Raw genomic sequence first — 20,411 nt, 5'->3', positions numbered from 1 at the left:
TCACTCCATTTCCAGCATGATTTTGATGTCCGAGGCATGTCCTGCCGCCGCGCGCTCGAAAGCGGCTACGCTGTCGGAAAACTTGTAGGTTTGGCTTATCAACGGCTGGACGCGCAATTTGCCGCTGCTCAACAGCCGCAGCGTGCGCGGGTACATGTTGGCGTAGCGGAAAATGGTCTTGAAGGTGATTTCCTTGGCCTGCGCGGCGACGATATCCATCGGCGCGGCATCGATCGGCATGCCGACCAGCACGGCGGTCGCCCCGGGCGCCGCATGCTCGGCCAGCGTAGCGATAGCCGGTTTGGCGCCGCTGCATTCAAACACGACATCGGCGCCATTGCCGCTGGTGAGCGCGGCCACTTTCCCCGCCAGGTCGCCGGTTTTGATATTGACGGCGTGCAGCCCCTCATAACTGGCCGCCACGGCGAGTTTTTCGTCAAACAGGTCGCAGATAATGACGTCCGAACAGCCGCCCGCCAGCGCCGCGAGGGCGGTGACCACGCCGATCGGCCCGGCGCCGATCACCAGTGCGATATCGCCGGGTTTGATCCCGGCTTTGGTGGCCGCTTGCATGCCGATGGCTAAGGGTTCCACCATGGCGCCCTCAGCGAAACTGACGTTGTCCGGCAATTTGAACGTGAAGGCGGCGGGGTGGATGACGGTTTCGCGCAGGCAGCCGTGCACCGGTGGCGTCGCCCAGAAGCGAACGGCCGGGTCCAGGTTGTAAATACCGGCGCGCGTCTGCGCCGAGTTGAGATCGGGAATGCCGGGCTCCATGCAAACGCGATCGCCGATGCTGAGGTGAGTGACGTTTTTACCGGTCGCGAGCACCACGCCGGAGGCTTCATGGCCGAGCACCATCGGGGCGTTAACCACGAACGGGCCAATGCGGCCATGTTGGTAATAGTGCACATCGCTGCCGCAGATGCCCACGGAATGAATTTTTATCTGCACATCATCGGGCCCCAGCGTTTCGGCAAGCTGGACGTCCTCGATAGCGATTTCCCCCGCTTTGGCCAACACTAATGCTTTCATATTGCCTCCTGGTGAATCATTTTTATGGTAACGATATCATTTCAATGCGGCGATAGTGGGCTAAAGCGGGGGGTTAAACTGTGATCGATGTTGGAATTACTCGACGGGAGTTAATTTTGCTGGTGGGTTGTTATTCAATATAGGGATGAAGATCACAAAATCGGCGATGCAATGACGGTTTTAATATCAGCATGCTGATATCGATACCGTTACTTTGCAGGGGAAATGATGAACAAACAACAACGTGCCATAGCCGCTACGCTGGAATACTTGCGTGAGGCGGACATTGTTTTGACTGAGGAAGAACAGCAACGTATTGAAATTGCGACGTTTGGCTTGGCTGACTATCCCGTCTCAGGGCTGCAGCTGCTGACCTATGTCAACTCACCTCGGTATTGCGCGAAAGAGCTGGTGCTGTTTCCTGGTCAGACTTGCCCGGAACATTTACATCCTCCCTTTGCCGGCACACCCGGCAAGCAAGAGACGTTCCGTTGCCGTTGGGGAGAGGTGTTTTTGTTTGTCGATGATGAAAACCTGACGCTTAATGATGCCGGCGGCGAACCGGTATGTCGGGTGCCAGAGGGCGCAGAACCTTGGTACACCTGCAATCGCTATATTCTCTTGCGGCCTGGCGAACAATACACCATCGCCCCCAATACCCGGCACTGGTTTCAGGCGGGGAAGCGGGGTGCGGTGGTGTCCGAGTTTTCTTCCGAGAGCCGTGACGAGCTGGATATCTTTACCGATCCCCGGATTAACCGCCTGGCAGGCGTAAACCATTAGCGCCACGATGGAAGTTCTGTCATGATGTTGCCAATGGTACAAAATGATACTTTAAGCTAAGGAGCTGCATTTGGCAGTGGGTCGAGGACGGAAAGCGACGCTGGCTAGCGTGGCCGCACAGGCAAACGTCAGTAAAATCACCGCGTCGCGGGCATTTTCACAGCCGGACAAGGTTCATCCGGAAACGCTGCGCCGCATTCGGGAGACGGCTGCCGAACTCGGCTATGTGGTCAATGCCGCGGCGCGCAACCTGCGGGCGAAAAGCAGCAGAACCATTGGCATCGTCAACCCGGATATGGCCAACCCGTTCTTTGGCGGCCTGACACGCCTGATGACGCTTGAAGCGCAAAAAATGGGGTACGACACCCTGGTGTTCGACTCCTATGAGTCTCAGGAAAGCGAAGACAGAATCATCGACAAACTGATTGGCTACAACGTCGATGCGATCATTCTCTCGGTCATTTCCAACGATCATCTGTACCAGCCTTCCTATCTAAAACGGTTGGAAACATTGAATATCCCGGTGGTGCTGATCGACCGGGAACTGGACAATCGCCACTGCAGCGGCGTGTATATCGATAACCTGGACTGCGGTCTCCAGGCGGGGCGCTGGCTTTTGGAACAGAAAGCGCAGCGGGTGGTGGTGGTGTCCGGACCGGAGAACTCCAACGTTGCACGGGACAGGGTCACAGGGCTGCAGGCGGCGTTGCAAGGGAAAGTGGCGTCGTTTGAAGTGCTGTATGCCGATTTCTTTATGGACGTCGCCTGGCAAGAGACGAGCCGCTGGCTGGCCAATCACCGCGCGCCGGACTTTTTCGTCGGCTGCAATAACCAGATCTCCCTGGGTATCATCAAGGCCTGTATCGAACATCGGCTGCCGTTGATGCAGGACGTGTCGCTGTTCAGCATCGATGAGGTTTCGCATGCCGAGATCTACGGTTTCCATTTCCCTTGCGTGTCGCATGATTTGCAAGAGATCGCCTGGCAAGCCTTGAATCTGGCGATCCGTCGTATTGCCGACCCCGAGATCAAACCGGGCAAAGTGGTGGTACGGGGAAAACTCGTTATATAACGGCAGGTGCAACCTTTATGGGGAGGCTTTGGCTCACTCGTTCCGGGCGTTAGTTTGCACCCAGCCCAAACAGCGCAGCCGCATTGCGATCCAAAATGGCGTTCACGTCTTCCTCCGGCAATCCCGCGCGCCGGATGTAGTCCACCGTGGTTTGAAACAGTTCGCCCGGCTGAAACGGGAAATCGGTGCCGAACAACAGCTGCTCTGCGCCGAACGTCGCTGCTGCCGCTTGCAGTGCGGGCACCTGATCGTGGCCTACCGTGTCGTACCACATGCGCAGGGCGGCGCGGCTTGGCGGTTCCGGCGTGTTCGGCGCCTCCCACGCGACGGTTTGATCGAGACGTTCCAGCGTCATCGGCAGCAGGCCGCCCAGGTGCGGCACAATGATTTTCATCTCAGGAAAGCGTTGGGGGATGCCGTTGAGGATAAAGTGCATGGCGGCGACCGTGTCTTCGATCGGCGCGCCGATCGACCAGGTCAAGGCGTAATCGGCGATGAGCGGCGAGTGCGCGCCGCGGCCGGCGGGATGAATGGCCAGCACGCTGCGGCGGCGATTGAGTTCCTGATAGAGCGGCTCGAACAGCGGATTGGCGATAGACAGCCCGAGCACTGAGGTGGTAATGCAGGCGCCCAGCATATCGAGCTGGGTAAAGGCCCTTTCAAGCTCGCGTAACGCAGCGTCGATATGCGGCAGCGGCAAAGAAGCGATAGCCCGGAAGCGAGTGGGATAACGCGCTACCAGCTCCGCATATTCATCATTGATCCGGCGCGCGGCCTCTACGGCGGCCTGTTCGTCTTCCAGATGCGGCGACAGCGGCGTCGCAGACAGGATTTGCATGTCGATGCCGGCGTTGTCCAGCAGGGCGAAACGCGCGTCGAGTTCGCGTTCGGTGCGGCCGGCGCCCAGGTGCCGATAGGCGGCAACGTCGTGTACGCCATGCGCTTGCAAAAGATCCAGATACTCCGTGCTCCACAGGTGAGCGTGTACGTCGAGTCGCATCGGTCGATCTCCAGAGTTCGCGGCGATGCCGCGGGTTCAGGAGAGTATAGGCAGGCGGCGTTATGTCCCCTGGCGAGAGAGCATTTTTTCTACCGACGGGTTAGGGTGAGAGCACGCATTGATCCGGGAACGGTGCTCCGTTCCCGATCAGGCAGCGCGCAGCAGGTCAGAACACCTGTTTGAACGGCTTCACCGTCACGTCGGCATAGACGCCGGCGGCGATATAGGGATCCTGCTGCGCCCAGGCCTGAGCTTGCGCCAGCGAGGCGAATTCGGCGATCACCGTTGAACCGGTAAAGCCGGCGGCGCCGGGATCGTTGCTGTCGATGGCCGGGTTAGGGCCGGCGACCACCAGGCGGCCGGCGTCGCGCAGCGCCTGCAGGCGCGCCAGGTGTGCCGGGCGCACCGCCAGACGGTTTTCCAGCGAGTTGGGGACGTCTTGCGCGTAGATCAGATAAAGCATGTTTCACCTTTAAAATCATGGCTATAAAACGGTGCTACCAAGGTAGCGCAAAAGGCGCGGCAGGGGAACGGTGCGCGGCGAATTTCCCGACGGATTGGCGCTTATGCCTTGAAGCCGCTACTTTTTATTCGTATAGTGCGGCGCGCTTAAACTGATATGCCATTGAGGTGAGGACATGACGGAACTGGTAAGGGAAAAACTCGATTTGCCGGCGGGCAAAAGTAAATTGCTGCTGCACTCTTGCTGCGCGCCCTGTTCCGGCGAAGTGATGGAAGCGATCCAGGCGTCCGGGATCGAGTACGCCATTTTCTTCTATAACCCCAACATTCACCCGCAAAAAGAGTATCTGCTGCGCAAGGAAGAGAACATCCGTTTCGCTGAGCAGCACGGGGTGCCGATCATTGATGCCGATTACGACACCGACAACTGGTTCGCCCGCGCCAAGGGGATGGAGAATGAGCCGGAGCGCGGTATCCGCTGCACCATGTGTTTCGACATGCGTTTCGAGCGCACGGCGCTGTATGCGCATGAGCATGGTTATGACACTATCTCCAGTTCGCTGGGTATCTCGCGCTGGAAGAATATGCAGCAGATCACCGACTGCGGCATCCGGGCGGCGGAAAAGTATCCCGATCTGGTGTACTGGGATTACAACTGGCGCAAGAAGGGCGGTTCGTCGCGCATGATAGAGATCAGCAAGCGCGAACGCTTCTATCAGCAGGAATACTGCGGCTGCGTCTATTCGCTGCGCGACACCAACCTGCACCGTAAGGCGCAAGGGCGACCGCTGATCAAACTGGGCGTGCTTTACTATGGTGATGAAGAATAGCGCTGACTCACCGCAATTAACCCGCTCCGGCGGGTTTTTTACTTTTTGACGCCTGGCCAAACGTTAATGAAGCGTGTCGCCCCGGCGGTAAAAAAGCAACGGCAAGGTTAATATCCTTATGAGTTTGCTGGTTTTAGCCGCGCATACTGACGATTAAAGCGATAGTTTGCCTTTCGTTATTGAATATGATTGCTATTTGCATTTAAACTTGGCGAACCAGAGGAAACAGAATCATTATGCCGCTAAAAAAGATGTTCCTTAATCGCCGTATATCCGTGCCTTTCGTCTTGTCCGTAGGCCTGCACAGCGCCCTGGTGGCGGGATTGCTTTACGCTTCGGTAAACGAAGTGGTGGAGCTGCCGAAGCCAGAGGACGCGCCGATCAGCGTCATGATGGTCAATACCGCCACGATGGCCGAACCGCCTCCGCCGGCGCCGGCCGAGCCGGAGCCGCCGCAGGTCGAACCTGAGCCGGAGCCAGAACCGGAACCTATTGTGGAGCCGCCGCCGAAGGCGATCGTGAAGCCGGAGCCGGTCAAGCCGAAACCAAAACCTAAGCCGAAGCCAAAGGTCGAAAAACAGGTCAAACCGGAGCCGAAAAAAGTCGAGCCGCGCGAACCGTCACCGTTCAACAACGATTCGCCGGCCAAGCCGATCGACAAAGCGCCGGTGAAACAGGCGCCTGCCGCGCCGGTGCAGGGCAATTCGCGCGAGGTCGTGCCGAAGGCGTTGGTGCAGTCCAAACCGATGTATCCGCCGCGCGCGCTGGCCTTACAGATTGAAGGCAGTGTTAGGGTCCAGTTTGATGTCGACAGCGATGGTCGCTTGAGTAACGTGCGTATCTTGTCGGCCGAACCGCGCAATATGTTCGAGCGCGAAGTGAAGCAGGCGCTACGCAAATGGCGCTATGAAGCCAAAGAAGCGAAAGACCTCATCGTCAACATTCGCTTCAAGCTGGATGGCTCGACCGAATTGAACTGAGGTAGATCTGGCGACAGATATCAAGCGTGTTGATCGTTTGTCGCTTCATCTGACTACCGTCCTTGACTTCCTCGCCCGATGCCTGGGCGAGGAAGCTATCCAGACCTGATAATTCACGTTGATTGTTTTACGTGGACGTCCTCTTTTTTCCTACCGCAATGCCAAATTTATCCTCATAAATATTCGCAATCTGCCGGCAAACTTCACCGTTCTCATAGCAATACTTTTACATGCCTGTTGAAAAACATTCATTTTCATCAGGTTATGAGTTTTTTTGACATGGATACGCAGGTTTTAAATTTATTCCTGTCGTGATTATGCGCCAAGTATGTGTAAAAAATAATCAATGGTAAACGTGTAATATTTAATTCAGGTTTACAATAGAGGGGTGATTTGCTTGAATGCGGAGCGAGATTTGTCACTACGCCCGCTAAGCCGACGACCACTGCATTGTTCGTCGGTGAGCGAGGGAAGGTGCGGTCTCAAACAGCCACTCAGATCAGTGAAGTCTCCGTTAATCTGTGTGACAGAACGGGGGCTGTCTGATGGGGCTGTCACTGCGAATAACATCAGGATGAAAATATGAGCTGGACGATTGATAAAGTGAAAGTGCTGTTTAATAAGCCTTTGTTGGATTTGCTCTATGATGCACAAAAGGTGCATCGTCAACATTTTGATCCGCTGGAAATACAAATGAGCACTTTACTGTCTGTTAAAACAGGAGGGTGCCCAGAGGACTGCAAATATTGTTCGCAAAGCGCAAGGTATAAAACAGGATTGCGGGCAGAAAAGTTGTTGCAGGTAGAAAAAGTCTTACAGTCAGCCCGTACAGCGAAAGAGGCTGGCTCCTCGAGATTTTGCATGGGAGCGGCCTGGAGTAATCCGCACGAACGCGATATGCCTTATTTGGAGGAGATGGTCAGAGGGGTTAAGGCGTTGGGGTTGGAAACCTGCATGACGCTGGGAAAACTGACTGATTCTCAGGTCGAGCGATTGGCTAACGTTGGCTTAGACTACTATAGCCACAATCTGGATACCTCTCCCGAATATTATGGCAGCATCATCACAACCCGCACTTATCAGGATAGATTAACGACGATCGATAAAGTCAGGGCGGCCGGCATCAAGGTCTGCTCCGGTGGAATATTGGGACTAGGTGAAAGTAACCTAGACCGGATAGGTCTGCTTTTGCAATTGGCCAACCTGTCTAAAGCGCCGGAAAGTGTGCCCATTAACATGCTGGTCAAGGTGGCGGGCACCCCCCTGGAAGACAGTGAGCCGGTGGATGCCTTTGACTATATCCGCGTCATTGCCGTTGCCAGAATCATGATGCCTACCTCCTACGTGCGCATCGCGGCAGGGCGCGAGAAAATGAATGAGCAAATGCAGGCCATGTGTTTTATGGCGGGGGCCAATTCAATTTTCTATGGATGCAAATTGTTAACGGCAACGAATCCCGATGAGGATCAGGATATGAAATTGATACGGAAGTTGGGTCTGAAAACACAAAAAGTGCACCAATCACTGACAGACGAGGAAGAGGGCGCTTCATTGCTGAAAGACGTAATGACTATGGATGATGAGAAGTATTATCAGGTTATTTGATGCGGCATTAAATATGCCCACGGATAAAGCGGCAAGCCAACAGCAGTATGCTGTTGGCTTCAATCATCTTATTCTTCGAAACCGACGCGGAAATTCATTTTGCCCTCAGGCAGCGCGCGCGAGTTGCCTTCCGCATCGACCGCCACATAGGTGAACACCGCTTCGGTCGCCCGGTAACGCTGGCCGATCGGGGCGGAAGAAACTTTCTTTACCCACACTTCGATATTGATGGTGATCGAGCTGCGTCCGGTGCGGATACAGTGCGCATAGCAGCAAACCACGTCGCCTACCGCCACCGGTTTCAGGAAGGTCATGCCGTCTACGCGCACCGTCACCACGCGCCCCTCGGCGATCTCTTTTGCCTGGATGGCGCCGCCGATGTCCATTTGCGACATCAGCCAGCCGCCGAAAATATCGCCGTTGGCATTGGTATCGGCCGGCATCGCCAGCGTGCGCAGCACCAGCTCGCCGCTGGGTAAAGGTCGTTGTTGTGTCATAGCAGTCTGCTTTTAAAAGGAAGGGATAACATCATACTGCCCGCGGCAAATGCCGCAGGCATTAACAATTTTGTAACTATTTTGTTTCTTCTGCCGGTACGTGCCGGTATTTGTAACTATTTTTTCTGTTCTTCCGGCATGTGCCGGTAAATATAGATACCGCTGAGGAGGGTGAAGACCAGCGTCAGTACCGTCAGGCCAAAGACTTTGAAATTGACCCAGACGCTTTGCGGCAGCCAGAAGGCGACATAGATGTTCGCCAGGCCGCAGGCCAGGAAGAAGATCGCCCAGGCCAGATTGAGGTTGCTCCACACTTTGTCCGGCAGCGTCAGCTCTTTGCCCAGCATGCGCTGAACCAGCGGTTTTTTGAGCACCCATTGGCTGATCAGCAGCGCCAGCGCGAACAGCGCGTAAATCACCGTGACCTTCCATTTGATGAACAAATCGTTATGGAACACCAGCGTCAGGGTGCCGAATACCAGCACCATCAGGAAGGTGATCAACGTCATCTTCTCGACCTTGCGGTATTTCACCCAGGTGAACACCAGCGCCAGCGCGGTGGCGACAATTAACGCGCCGGAAGCAACGTAAATGTCGTACAGCTTGTAAAACGCGAAAAAGACAATTAACGGGAGGAAATCAAGAAACTGCTTCATAAATCAATCCATCATCTGTTCATCGGCCGACTATACCGGATTCGGCGAGCTCTGTGTACCGCCGGGCGTTGCCGATTATCGGCGTTTGGCCGGCGGATTTCTGCCGCGAAAGCAGGAATTTGCATAAACTTACGCAAGAAAGTGCCGGTACATTGCCAGCGCGGGCCGCAGGCCGCATAGTAAGTGTCATAATAACCAGATAATTTACCGCGGAAAACAAGCATGCAGTGGAAATCTCTCCAGGCCCTGACGCCTGGTTTGACGCATTTATTGGGCTATCAACGCAGTTGGCTCAAGCCGGATATTCGCGCCGGCCTTTCCGTCGCCGCCGTCGCCCTCCCGGTGGCCATCGCCTACGCCGAACTGGCCGGGGTCAGCCCGGTGGTGGGGCTCTACTCCTGTATCTTGCCGATGATGGCCTACGCGCTGTTCGGCTCGTCGCGCCAGCTGATCGTCGGGCCCGACGCTGCCACCTGCGCGGTGATCGCCGCAGTGGTGACGCCGCTGGCAGCGGGCAATATGGAACGCCATTGGCAACTGACCATTATGATGACCGCCATGATGGGCGGCTGGTGCCTGCTGGCCAGCCGGTTCAAGCTGGGGGCGCTGGCGGATTTGCTGTCGCGGCCGATCCTCAGTGGGCTGCTGAACGGGGTGGCGATCACCATTATTGTCGATCAGATCGGCAAGGTGTTGGGGTTTACGATGCGCCCGGCACAGCTGATCGAGCGCATCTACGCGCTGCCCGGTAACCTGCTGCACAGCGACTGGCTGACGATGGCGGTGTCGTTGCTGACGCTGGTGACGCTGCTCGGATTTAAAAAATGGCGGCCTAACTGGCCGGCGCCGCTGTTCGCTATCGTGCTGGCGGCGTTCGTGACCTGGGCGGGCGGCCTGCAGCAGCATGGCGTGGTGACGGTGGGCGGTTTCAGCGGCGTGCTGCCGATCGTCCAGTGGCCGGACTTCCAGCCCGGTTTGCTGCGCGACATGGTGATCCCGGCGCTTAACCTGGCGGTGGTGAGTTTTGTCAGCATGATGCTCACCGCCCGCAGCTTCGCCGCCAAAAACGGTTATGAGGTGAACGCCGACGCCGAGTTTCGCGCGCTGGGGCTGGTGAATATCGTCTCTGCGCTGTCGCAAGGTTTCGCCATCAGCGGCGCGGATTCGCGCACCGCGGTGAATGATGCCAACGGCGGCAAGAGCCAACTGGTGTCGATCATCGCCGCCGCGGTCATTGCCTTTGTCTTGCTGTTCCTGATGGCGCCGCTGCAGTTTATTCCGGTGGCCGGGTTGGGCGTGGTGCTGATGTATGCGGCCTGGTCGCTGCTGGACATCCGCGGCATCTGGATCTTGCGCCGTCGCAACGCGCAGGCGTTCCGCCTGGCGCTGTTTACCTTCCTCAGCGTGCTGCTGGTGGGAGTGATCAGCGGCATTGGGCTGGCGGTGTTGCTGGGGCTGATGCAGTTTCTGCGCACCGTCTTCCGGCCGACGGAACAGCTGCTGGGCGTCAACGACGAAGGCATGATCCATTCCATGGGCAATAACAATGGGGTGAAGGCGGTGCCTGGCGTCATGATGTATCGCTTCAATTCGCCGCTGACCTATTTCAACGTGGCGTATTTCAAACGCCGTATTCTCAATTTGGTCGACGGCACGCCGTTCCAGCCACGTTGGGTGGTGGTGGATGCGGTGGCCAGTTTCACCCACGCCGATATCAGCGTGCTGGCGGCCATCGACGAACTGAAACGCGACCTGTTACAGCGTAACGTAAGGCTGGTGCTGGCGGGGCGCCGCACCGAGCTGACGCGTTGGTTCCGCATCAACCGCTTAGGGCGCGACAAAGAGCTGATTTTGGTGCCGGACCTGTATCTGGCCCTGAAACTGATTCAGAGTAAGGAGCAGGCGGAAGCCGCCGTGGTGGGGTAAACAAAAAAAGGGGCGCGCCGAAGCGTGCCCCTTGGTTTTTGCTTGCGCCGGCGTTAGCCGCGCAGCAGCATGTACAGACGGAACAGGTAGATCAGCAGCAGAGCAGACACCAGGTTGCTCAACGCGGTCAGTACCACGCTGGCGACGTTCGGCGTCAGTACCGACAGATGGCTCACCAAAAACAGCACCAGCAGCTTGGCCGCCAGCCACAGCATCATCGCCGGCACCAGCACGCGCGCATTGGCGAAGGCTAATTTGCTGCTCAGCTTGAGCGAAGCGAAGACGCCTTTTTTGTCGACGGAGGCGATCACCGGCGCCAGTGCGAAGGCGATAGCCATCAGCACGCCCGGCACCACAAACAGCGTCAGGCCAAGTTGGATCAGCAGGGTGCAGATAAACAGCAGCAACAACAGGCGTGGCAGATCGGGCGCCGAAGCGCCGAGCGCGCGCAGGGCGCTGGTGCGTTGCCCTTGCGACACCAGACGGATCAGCGTCAGCATCCCGCCGACCAGCAGCACGTTGCCGACCAGCGCGGAGAAGGTGGCGGCCGCCGACACTTTCAGCAACACCATCTGCTGTTCCGGCGTCATCTGCTGGATCACTTCCTGAATGCCCATGCCGGTAGAGGAAGCGAAATCGCTGGTGGTGGCAGCGAGCGTCGCCAACTGTTCGGCATCGGGGCTGAAGGCCTGATTCAGCAGCACGGAGATAAACGCCGTCAACAGCGCCAGCATCAGGATGCTGGCCAGTTGATTGCGTAAAAAGTTAAAACTGTCACGGTACAAAGCGTTGGCCGTGATAGGCATGCAGACTCCTTGGCGTCGGGAAAACAGAGATAAATCAGTGGGTGATTGTACCCTGTTCCACGCCGCTGTGGCACCCCGCGAATTGCACTACGCCTATTTCTTCAACGATCGTCGTCTCAGGCAGCGATAGCGGCAAGGGCACCGGCAAGGGGGGCAGGCCGTAGCGTTCCCGGGCGCGATCGCAGGCTTCGTTACGCAGGCCGTTTTCACCGGACTGATCGAACTCTCTGCACGGGCTGGGTCGATTGAGGTAGATCGAGCAGGACACGGCTTTGCCGATCTCGCCGTCCAGCGCGGTGCAGCGGGGGGACTTGCTGTTGGTCCCCTGCATGCAGCGCAGGAACGGGCTCAAAGGCTCCGTCAGGGAAAGGGGGACGGTGCCGCCGCCGTCTTCGGCTTCGGCCCAATAGAATGACACTCGAAAATAACCGCAGCATGCGCCGCAACTGACACAGGGATTAAGGATTTCGCTCATCTTGATTGCCCGCCGACTCCTCACGGCACCAACCAAAACCAACACGGAAAATGAAATTACCTCAGCCGCATTTTTCTCCGCAACTGAAATTTGAACATGTAGATAATTTGCAACAAAATCGTTTTTTTGATGCAGATCAATCCTTGATTTATTAGACGGTTAGGTAACCTTGTTTTTAGTGGGATTTTAAATTTTTACACATAAGATGTGATCTCGATGGGATCACAAATACCCGAAAGTAGGTATATTCCCCTCGAGCGATTAACCACACAAATGGAATGGATAATGAAAAAGACAACTCTGATGGTATTGGCGACGATGATGGCGCCTATGTTGGCAAGTGCGCATCAGGCCGGTGATTTCCTGTTCCGCGCGGGAACCGCGACCGTGCGTCCAAATGCGGGTTCAGACAACGTACTGGGGTTGGGCTCGCTGGATGCGAAAAACAACACCCAGCTCGGTCTGACCTTCGGTTACATGGTGACGGACAACATCGGCGTTGAGTTGTTGGCCGCAACGCCATTCCGCCACAAGGTGACGCTGGGCGGTACCGATCTGGCGACCGTTCACCAACTGCCGCCTACGCTGATGGCGCAATACTACTTCGGCGACAAGCAGGACAAACTGCGTCCTTACCTGGGCGTTGGCGTTAACTACACCACCTTCTTCGACGAGAAGTTCAACGACTACGGCAAAAGCGCCGGGTTGAGCGACCTCGATCTGAAAGATTCCTGGGGCGTGGCGGCGCAGGCCGGCCTGGATTACAACCTGGATGAGCACTGGATGCTGAACATGTCGGTGTGGTGGATGAACATCGAAACCAAAACTCGCTTCAACGATGCGAATGGTGGGCACCATAGCTTCGATACGCGTCTGGATCCGTGGGTGTTCATGTTCGGGGCGGGTTACCGCTTCTGATGAAGGCTTCAAGCAGGGAGGCGTTGCGCCTCCCTGTGTCGGTATTATTTAATCTGCATCACGTTTTCAACAGATTTCACGCCGGCTACACCGCGTGTGACCTGCACCGCACGGTTGGCGTCATCGCTGGACGTCACGAAGCCGCTCAGCTGTACGCGCCCTTTAAAGGTTTCCACGCTAATCTCGCGTGACTTGATGTTTTTATCCGCCAGCAACGCCGATTTCACTTTGGTGGTGACCACAGTGTCATCGATATAACCGCCTGTTCCCTCTGATTTTGCCGTCGGCGCGCAAGCGCTCACCGCGACCGCCACAACGGCTGCCATGCACAAGGCCGAAAGGGTTTTAAACAGCTTCATAAATTACTCTCCATGCAATGTTATGGTTGAAATTCGCTACGGTTTTTCGCCGCAGCGAGCGCATTCCCCAAATCAAACGAAGAAATGCATAGCGAACAAAGTTCATTGTGAGACAAGACTGGGTTTTGTTCAAATTTTTGCTGTAAATAAATGGAACAAACTTTGAAGGGAAACAAGCTGTTAAAGCGAGCGCCGGCAGGGCGCTCGCTAAAGAGGATCACGCCCGGGTGGCGCGCTTCATATTGCTGACAAAGGCCGCCAGCTTAGTCAGCATCTCCGCCGGGTTGGCATGGTGCTGTTCGATGATTTTGACGATTGCCGAGCCGGAGATCGCGCCGGCGGCCCCGGCCTGCAGCGCCGCCTTCACCTGCTCGGGTTCGGAGATGCCGAAGCCCTGCAGCGGCGGCGCGGCGTGATACGCGCGCAGCTTGTTCACCAGGTGATGCAACGGCAGCTGCGCTCGGCTTTCGGTGCCGGTGACGCCGGCGCGCGACAGCAGGTAGGTGTAGCCGCGGCCGTGCGACGCGATTTCACGCAGCAGATCGTCATCGGCGTTCGGCGGGCAGATGAAGATCGGTGCGATACCGTGGCGCGCGGCGGCGGCGCGGAACGGCGCAGACTCTTCAAACGGCACGTCGGCGACCAGCACCGAATCCACGCCCACTTCGGCGCAGCGTTGGTAAAACGCATCGATGCCTTTATGGAACACCAGATTGGCGTACATCAGCAGGCCGATGGGAATAGTCGGGTGCTTCTGGCGGATGGCCGCCAGCATCTCGAAGCATTGGGTTGGCGTGACGCCGGCGGCGAAGGCGCGCAGCGTCGCGCTCTGGATGGTTGGGCCATCCGCCAGCGGGTCGGAGAAGGGAATGCCCAGCTCCAGCGCGTCCGCACCGGCTTCGATCAGGGTGTCGATAATCTGCAGCGACAGCGCCGGGTTAGGATCGCCCAGCGTCACGAACGGGACGAAGGCGCCTTCCTTGCTGCTTTCCAGACGCGTGAACAGTTGCTGATAACGTTCCATCAGATTTCTCCCCGAGCTTTCAAAATGTCGTGAACGGTAAATATGTCTTTGTCGCCGCGGCCGGACAGGTTGACCACCAAGATTTGCTCTTTCTGCGGCGTTTCACGGATCATTCTCAGCGCGTGCGCCAGGGCGTGTGAGGATTCCAGCGCCGGGATAATGCCTTCATGGCGCGACAGCGCCTTGAACGCTTCCAGCGCTTCGTCGTCGGTGATCGACACGTATTCGGCGCGGCCGGTGCTGTTCAGGTAGGCGTGCTGCGGCCCGACGGACGGGAAGTCCAGCCCGGCGGAAATCGAATAGGACTCTTCAATCTGGCCTTCGTCGGTCTGCATCATCGGCGCCTTCATGCCGAAGTAGATGCCGACGTGGCCGTGCTTGAGCGGCGCGCCGTGCTGACCGGTTTCGATACCCAGACCGGCGGGTTCCACGCCGATCAGCCCAACGTCGGCGTCATCGATAAAATCGGCGAACATGCCGATGGCGTTGGAGCCGCCGCCGACGCAGGCGATGACCGCATCCGGCAGGCGGCCTTCGCGCTCCAGCACCTGCGCTTTGGTTTCTTCGCCGATCATGCGCTGGAATTCACGCACGATAGTCGGGTACGGGTGCGGGCCGGCGGCGGTGCCGAGCATATAGTGCGCGGTTTCATAGCTGCCGGACCAGTCGCGCAACGCTTCGTTGCAGGCGTCTTTCAGGGTGGCGGAGCCGCTGTGCACCGGGATCACTTCCGCGCCCATCAGCCGCATGCGGAACACGTTCGGCGACTGGCGCTCGACGTCTTTGGCGCCCATATAGATGCGGCATTTCAGGCCGAGCAGTGCGCAGGCCAGCGCCGACGCGACGCCGTGTTGGCCTGCGCCGGTTTCCGCGATGATCTCGGTTTTGCCCATGCGCTTGGCCAGCAACGCCTGGCCCAGCACCTGGTTGGTCTTGTGTGCGCCGCCGTGCAGCAGGTCTTCACGCTTCAGATAAAGCTTGGTGTTGCTGCCGGCGGTGAGGTTTTTGCACAGCGTCAGCGCCGTCGGGCGGCCTGCGTAGTTCTTCAACAGATCGATGAATTCCGCCTGAAACGCCGGATCGCGCTGAGCGCTGACAAAGGCTTCTTCCAGTTGTTTCAGGGCCGGCATCAGAATTTGCGGCACATACTGGCCACCAAATTCGCCGAAGTAGGGGTTAAGCAGCGTCATGAGAGTTCCCGTTATTATCCGTTATTAATGTTGAGCCGTATTCAGTAGGCGCGCAGGGTCTGGAAGACCGAGGCCAGGCGCGCGGGATCTTTGATGCCCGGTTCGCTTTCCACGCCGGAGTTGAAGTCCAGCCCGGCGCAGCCGAGCTTGGCCGCTTCGACGCAGTTGTCGGCGCGCAGGCCGCCCGCCAGCATCACGTTAGTCAGATCTTCGTCTTGCAATACCGACCAGTCGAAGCGTTGGCCGGTGCCACCGGCACCGTTGTCGAGCAGGTAGCGATCGACATACTGCAAATCGCGCGCCGGCACCCGATCTTTCACGCTCAGCGCTTTCCAGATGCGGCAATCGGCCGGCAAGCGGGCGCGCAGGGCGCTGATATAAGCCTGGTCTTCCGCGCCGTGTAATTGCACCGCGTGCAGACCGAGGCGCTCAACGGTCAACGCCACGGTCTCGACCTGGGCGTCGCAGAATACGCCGACGTACTTCAGCGGCGCGCCGGAAATCACTTCGCGGGCGCGGGTGATATCCACGTAGCGCGGGGAGCGGCCGACGAAAATCAGCCCGCCGTAGATGGCGCCCGCCTGATACGCGGCGGCGGCGTCCTGTGGGCGGGTCAGGCCGCACACTTTGTTGTCGCCCAGGATCACGCGGCGCACGGCGGCGCGCAGATCGGGTTCAGACATCAGCGCGCTGCCGATCAGAAAGCCGTTGGCGTAATGGCTCAGCTCGCGGATCTGCCCGTAGTTGTTGATGCCCGACTCGCTGATCACCGTTACGCCATGCGGCACGCGCGGCGCCAGCTCACGGGTGCGGTTCAGGTCGATGCTCAGATCGCGCAGATCGCGGTTATTGATGCCGACCACGCGCGCTTCCAGCGCGATCGCCCGCTGCAGCTCTTCTTCACTGATCACTTCGGTCAGCACGCCCATATTGAGGCTGTGGGCTACCGCGGCCAGCTGGCGGTACTGCTCGTCGGTTAACACCGACAGCATCAGCAGAATGGCGTCGGCCTGATAGTAGCGCGCCAGGTAAATCTGATACGGGTCGACGATAAAGTCTTTGCACAATACCGGCTGGCTGACGGTCTTACTGACCAGCGGCAGGAAATCGAAGCTGCCCTGGAAGTATTTCTCGTCGGTCAGCACCGAGATCGCCGAGGCGAAATCTTTATAGACCGTGGCGATCTCCACCGGATCAAAGCTCTCGCGAATCAGCCCCTTGGAAGGCGAGGCCTTCTTGCATTCGAGAATGAAAGCCGTCCGGGTGCCCTGCAGCGCGTGGTAGAAGCTGCGTTCGCTCGGTACGATGTCATTCTGAAAGCCGGCCAGGGGCTGTTGCTGTTGTCGCGCCGCGATCCATTGCGCTTTGTCGCGGACAATCTTGTGTAGCACGGTTTCCTGCATCATTTATCCTCTTGCCGCCAGTGCGATGACACGCTCATAGGCCTGCCCGCTGTTGATCATATCCAGTGCCTGCCGCGCATTTTGGCGCAGGTCTTCATGTCCGAATAACTTCAGAAGCAACGCGACGTTGGCCGCGACCGCCGCGGCGTGCGCCGGCTCGCCTTTACCTTGTAACAGCCGCGCCAAAATGTCACGGTTTTCTTCCGGCGTGCCGCCCAGCAAGGCTTCCAGCGGATAGGTTTCCAATCCGAAGGACTGCGGCGTGAGCTGGTAGCTGCTGATTTCGCCGTTGTTCAATTCCGCTACGTGCGTCGGGGCGTGGATCGCCACCTCGTCCATGCCGCCGCCGTGAACCACCGCCGCACGCTGATAGCCCAACACGCGCAGTGTTTCGGCAATCGGCAGCACCAGTTCCGGGCTGTATACGCCGATCAGCGCCAGCGGCGGACGCGCCGGGTTAATCAGCGGGCCCAGCACGTTGAACAGCGTGCGGGTCTTCAGCTGCTGGCGCACCGGCATGGCGTGGCGAAAACCGGTGTGGTACTGCGGCGCGAACAGGAAACACACGCCGAGGTCGTCCAGCGCTTTGCGCGCTTCTTCCGCCGGCAGATCCAGACGGATGCCGAACGCAGCCAGCAGATCCGAAGAGCCGGAACGGCTGGAGACGCTGCGGTTGCCGTGTTTGGCGATTTTCGCGCCGCACGCCGCCGCCACGAAGGCGCTGGCGGTGGAAATATTGATGCTGTTGGTGCCGTCGCCGCCGGTGCCGACGATATCGGCGAACAGATAATCCGGGCGCGGGAACGGCTGAGCGTCGTCCAGCAGCGCTTTGGCGGCGCCGGCGATCTCTTCCGGGCGCTCGCCGCGGACTTTCATGCTGATCAGCGCGGCCGCCAGTTGGCTCGGCTCCAGTTCGCCGCGCACGATGGCGCTGAACAGCTGTTGGCTTTCCTGCTGGCTCATCGACTCGGCGCGGTACAGTTTCTCAAGAATAGGTTGCATCGTCGTGTTCCTTATATTACTTCGCCAGCGCCCAGGCGAGGGTCTGCTCAAGCAGGCGCGCGCCGTGGGTGGTCAGAATCGATTCCGGGTGGAACTGGAAGCCGCACACGCGGCGACGGTCGTCGCGCACCGCCATCACCATCTCGCCGAAACGGGCGTTGACGGTGAGATCGGCCGGGATGTTGCTGCCGACCAACGAATGGTAGCGCGCCACCGGCAGCGGGTTGGCCATGCCGGCGAACATGCCTTCGCCATCGTGAACGATCGCCGAGGCTTTGCCGTGCAGGATCTCACCCGCCTGGCCGACCTGGCCGCCGTAGGCTTCGACGATCGCCTGGTGGCCGAGGCAGATGCCGATAATCGGCAGCCGACCGCGCAGGCGCTGCAGCAGTTCCGGCATGCAGCCCGCTTCGGACGGCGTGCCGGGGCCGGGCGACAGCATCAGCACCGGCTGAGTCATGTGCTCCAGGCGTTCGATGATCACCTCGGCGGCGATCTGGTTACGGTAAATCACCACCTGGTGGCCGCTGGCGCGCAGCTGATCGACCAGGTTGTAGGTAAAGGAGTCGACGTTGTCGAGCAGCAGGATATCGGCCATCAGAACACCTCCTTGGCATGGTGCGCAGTGGCTATGGCACGCAGCACGGCACGGGCTTTGTTGCGGGTTTCGTCGGCTTCCGCCTGCGGGATGGAATCCAGTACCACACCGGCGCCGGCCTGCACGGTGGCGATGCCGTCTTCAACGTAGGCAGAGCGAATGACGATGCAGGTATCCAGATCGCCGGTGGCGGTGAAGTAGCCCACCGCGCCGCCGTAGCTGCCGCGGCGCGTGCCTTCTGAGGCGGCGATCAGCTGCATCGCCCGCACTTTCGGCGCGCCGCTGAGGGTGCCCATGTTCATGCAGGCCTGGTAGGCGTGCAGCACGTCGAGATCGGCGCGCAGGGTGCCCACCACCCGGGAAACCAGGTGCATGACGAACGAATAGCGATCCACTTTGGTCAGGTCGGCCACGTAGCGGCTGCCGGCCTGGCAGATGCGTGCCAGATCGTTGCGCGCCAGATCGACCAGCATCAGGTGCTCGGCCAGCTCTTTGTGGTCGGTGCGCATTTCCAGCTCAATGCGGCTGTCGAGATCCAGATCCAGCGAACCATCGGCACGGCGTCCGCGCGGGCGGGTGCCGGCGATCGGGTAGATTTCGATCTGGCGATTGCCCGCGTCGTATTTCAGCGCGCTCTCCGGCGAAGCGCCGAACAGGGTGAAGTCATCATCCTGCATGAAGAACATGTACGGGCTGGGGTTGTTGTCTTTCAACGTCTGGTAGGCCGCCAGCGGCGCCGGGCACGGCAGGGTGAAGCGGCGCGACGGCACCACCTGGAAAATCTCGCCCTGGCGGATCGCTTCCTGCAGCTCGCTGACCACCGCGCCGTACTCTTCGTCGCTCTGGTTACAGCTCAGCTGCATGTTTTCCAGCGTTTGGTGCGGGATCGGCTGCGGGGTTTGTTGCAACTCGGCCTGAAGTTGTTCCAGACGTTGCTGCAAACGCTGCGCTTCACTCGCTTGTTCACTGAAGACGCTGGCCTGCAGACGGGCCGTACCGCGTTGGTGATCAAGCACCAACAGCGTTTCAGCCAGATAGAAGCAGAAGTCCGGGCAGCGCTGATCCTGGCGCAGTGCCGGCAGGTCTTCGAAACCGGCGACCAAATCGTAGGCGAACAGGCCGCCCAGCATCACGGCTTCGCGCTCGTCCGCCGGTGAGTCCACCAGGGTCAGCAGCGTACGCAGCGCGTCGAACACCGACAGTGAGCGCAGGCGGGCATCTTCGTCCTGCACCGCGTCGATCGCCGGGAAGGTCAGCTCGCGGCCGTTGGGGCGTGCCTGGTTGCGTACCTCAGGCGGCAGCGCTTCGTCCAGCAGCGGCAGCAGCGCCGCGCCGTTGGCGGTCAGTGCCTGCACGCTGACGGTGTGGCCCAGTGCGGTAATGCGCAGCGCGCTGTCGATCACCAGCAGGCTCTGCAGATTCTGTTTGCTGTTGATTTCCGCCGATTCCAGCAGCAGGGTGGCCGGACGGGCGCCGCACAGCTGGTGGAAAAGGGTGGTGGGGTCGCCCCGGTAGCTGGCTTGCGCCTTCAGCAATGTCAGTTGTGGTTTGGTGTTCATCATCGGTGGTTCCAGTGAATTCTGTCCATAAAAAAGCCCGCATCAAGTGCGGGCTCAGGAAATCTGCATTGTCAGATGACAGCTATGCGCGATTACACCGCCCGCAAGAGGGAGGTACGCCACCAACCGTGAAGAGAAATATAGTTGTTCATTTGCCGACTCTCTCTGTTAACGCTCATCTGACACGGCCGTTGCCGTGAACTTGTGTACTAGTTAACTGGTTCGTGGCGG

General features: G+C 58.6%; 19 protein-coding genes, 1 pseudogene and 1 other annotated feature. Of the genes and pseudogenes, 7 read left to right on the top strand and 13 right to left on the bottom strand.

Annotated elements, in window-relative coordinates:
- Positions 1-1,035 carry an NAD(P)-dependent alcohol dehydrogenase gene (locus FOT55_RS18785; protein WP_004932112.1) on the bottom strand — a complete coding sequence of 345 codons (1,035 nt, stop codon included), beginning with the start codon at positions 1,033-1,035 and terminating at the stop codon, positions 1-3.
- A 228-nt stretch (positions 1,036-1,263) separates the two neighbouring features.
- On the opposite strand from FOT55_RS18785, the gene FOT55_RS18780 reads away from it, so the two are divergent.
- Positions 1,264-1,818, top strand: coding sequence for a D-lyxose/D-mannose family sugar isomerase (locus FOT55_RS18780; protein ID WP_025303061.1), 555 nt, complete (start codon positions 1,264-1,266; stop codon positions 1,816-1,818).
- Between the two features lie 70 nt (positions 1,819-1,888).
- Positions 1,889-2,890, top strand: coding sequence for a LacI family DNA-binding transcriptional regulator (locus tag FOT55_RS18775; protein WP_141968469.1), 1,002 nt, complete (start codon positions 1,889-1,891; stop codon positions 2,888-2,890).
- A 49-nt stretch (positions 2,891-2,939) separates the two neighbouring features.
- On the opposite strand, the gene FOT55_RS18770 is transcribed toward FOT55_RS18775, so the two are convergent.
- Positions 2,940-3,890 (bottom strand): amidohydrolase family protein, encoded by a 951-nt coding sequence (locus FOT55_RS18770; RefSeq protein WP_147823875.1) that lies wholly within the window; start codon positions 3,888-3,890, stop codon positions 2,940-2,942.
- A gap of 166 nt (positions 3,891-4,056) precedes the next feature.
- A complete protein-coding gene (locus tag FOT55_RS18765; RefSeq protein WP_060433188.1) occupies positions 4,057-4,353 on the bottom strand; it encodes a YciI family protein in 297 nt (98 codons plus the stop codon).
- A 175-nt stretch (positions 4,354-4,528) separates the two neighbouring features.
- Between FOT55_RS18765 and FOT55_RS18760 the strand changes: the two genes are divergently transcribed.
- From FOT55_RS18760 to bioB, 3 genes are all read left to right on the top strand, one after another.
- Complete coding sequence (locus FOT55_RS18760) at positions 4,529-5,182, top strand: epoxyqueuosine reductase QueH (protein ID WP_025303057.1); 654 nt, start codon at positions 4,529-4,531, stop codon at positions 5,180-5,182.
- A 236-nt stretch (positions 5,183-5,418) separates the two neighbouring features.
- The gene (gene tonB / locus FOT55_RS18755; RefSeq protein ID WP_147823874.1) at positions 5,419-6,162 is read left to right on the top strand and encodes a TonB system transport protein TonB; all 744 of its coding nucleotides are present in this window, start codon (positions 5,419-5,421) and stop codon (positions 6,160-6,162) included.
- Between the two features lie 582 nt (positions 6,163-6,744).
- Complete coding sequence (gene bioB / locus FOT55_RS18750) at positions 6,745-7,767, top strand: biotin synthase BioB (protein WP_043142490.1); 1,023 nt, start codon at positions 6,745-6,747, stop codon at positions 7,765-7,767.
- Between the two features lie 68 nt (positions 7,768-7,835).
- Here the strand turns inward: bioB and yciA are convergent, their stop codons facing one another.
- Entirely contained in the window at positions 7,836-8,264 is a 429-nt protein-coding gene (gene yciA, locus FOT55_RS18745) for an acyl-CoA thioester hydrolase YciA (protein WP_004932085.1), read from the bottom strand.
- Between the two features lie 116 nt (positions 8,265-8,380).
- The gene (locus FOT55_RS18740; protein ID WP_016927511.1) at positions 8,381-8,920 is read right to left on the bottom strand and encodes a septation protein A; all 540 of its coding nucleotides are present in this window, start codon (positions 8,918-8,920) and stop codon (positions 8,381-8,383) included.
- Between the two features lie 222 nt (positions 8,921-9,142).
- Here FOT55_RS18740 and FOT55_RS18735 point away from each other — a divergent pair, with 222 nt between their 5' ends.
- The gene (locus FOT55_RS18735; protein ID WP_025303055.1) at positions 9,143-10,846 is read left to right on the top strand and encodes a SulP family inorganic anion transporter; all 1,704 of its coding nucleotides are present in this window, start codon (positions 9,143-9,145) and stop codon (positions 10,844-10,846) included.
- 53 nt (positions 10,847-10,899) lie between these two features.
- On the opposite strand, the gene FOT55_RS18730 is transcribed toward FOT55_RS18735, so the two are convergent.
- Positions 10,900-11,652: a YciC family protein gene (locus tag FOT55_RS18730; RefSeq protein WP_016927513.1), complete on the bottom strand. Its 753-nt coding sequence runs from the start codon at positions 11,650-11,652 to the stop codon at positions 10,900-10,902.
- A gap of 34 nt (positions 11,653-11,686) precedes the next feature.
- Complete coding sequence (locus FOT55_RS18725; RefSeq protein WP_025303054.1) at positions 11,687-12,127, bottom strand: YkgJ family cysteine cluster protein; 441 nt, start codon at positions 12,125-12,127, stop codon at positions 11,687-11,689.
- A gap of 285 nt (positions 12,128-12,412) precedes the next feature.
- Between FOT55_RS18725 and ompW the strand changes: the two genes are divergently transcribed.
- Positions 12,413-13,045 (top strand): outer membrane protein OmpW, encoded by a 633-nt coding sequence (gene ompW / locus FOT55_RS18720; RefSeq protein WP_016927514.1) that lies wholly within the window; start codon positions 12,413-12,415, stop codon positions 13,043-13,045.
- 44 nt (positions 13,046-13,089) lie between these two features.
- Here the strand turns inward: ompW and FOT55_RS18715 are convergent, their stop codons facing one another.
- From FOT55_RS18715 to FOT55_RS18685, 6 genes and pseudogenes are all read right to left on the bottom strand, one after another.
- Positions 13,090-13,404 carry a BON domain-containing protein gene (locus FOT55_RS18715; protein WP_025303053.1) on the bottom strand — a complete coding sequence of 105 codons (315 nt, stop codon included), beginning with the start codon at positions 13,402-13,404 and terminating at the stop codon, positions 13,090-13,092.
- Positions 13,405-13,621: 217 nt separating this feature from the next.
- Positions 13,622-14,428, bottom strand: coding sequence for a tryptophan synthase subunit alpha (gene trpA, locus FOT55_RS18710; RefSeq protein ID WP_147823873.1), 807 nt, complete (start codon positions 14,426-14,428; stop codon positions 13,622-13,624).
- Positions 14,428-15,618, bottom strand: a complete 1,191-nt coding sequence (gene trpB / locus FOT55_RS18705) for a tryptophan synthase subunit beta (protein ID WP_025303051.1) — start codon at positions 15,616-15,618, stop codon at positions 14,428-14,430. The genes trpA and trpB overlap by 1 nt, the downstream gene beginning before the upstream one ends.
- 41 nt (positions 15,619-15,659) lie before the next feature.
- Positions 15,660-17,021, bottom strand: a complete 1,362-nt coding sequence (trpCF, locus tag FOT55_RS18700) for a bifunctional indole-3-glycerol-phosphate synthase TrpC/phosphoribosylanthranilate isomerase TrpF (RefSeq protein ID WP_099817284.1) — start codon at positions 17,019-17,021, stop codon at positions 15,660-15,662.
- A gap of 3 nt (positions 17,022-17,024) precedes the next feature.
- Positions 17,025-18,621: pseudogene (gene trpD, locus FOT55_RS25615) on the bottom strand (bifunctional anthranilate synthase glutamate amidotransferase component TrpG/anthranilate phosphoribosyltransferase TrpD).
- On the bottom strand, positions 18,621-20,183 hold the full coding sequence (locus FOT55_RS18685; protein ID WP_025303047.1) for an anthranilate synthase component 1: 1,563 nt from the start codon (positions 20,181-20,183) through the stop codon (positions 18,621-18,623). Before FOT55_RS18685 ends, trpD begins: the two are co-directional and overlap by 1 nt.
- Before the next feature lie 24 nt (positions 20,184-20,207).
- Positions 20,208-20,311: a sequence feature (Trp leader region), on the bottom strand.
- Positions 20,312-20,411 lie beyond the last annotated feature (100 nt).

The organism is Serratia bockelmannii, from assembly GCF_008011855.1.
GTDB classification, from domain to species: Bacteria; Pseudomonadota; Gammaproteobacteria; order Enterobacterales; family Enterobacteriaceae; genus Serratia; species Serratia bockelmannii.
The sequence above is the reverse complement of the archived record's forward strand: the minus strand, read 5'-3'. Positions and strand labels throughout refer to the sequence as shown.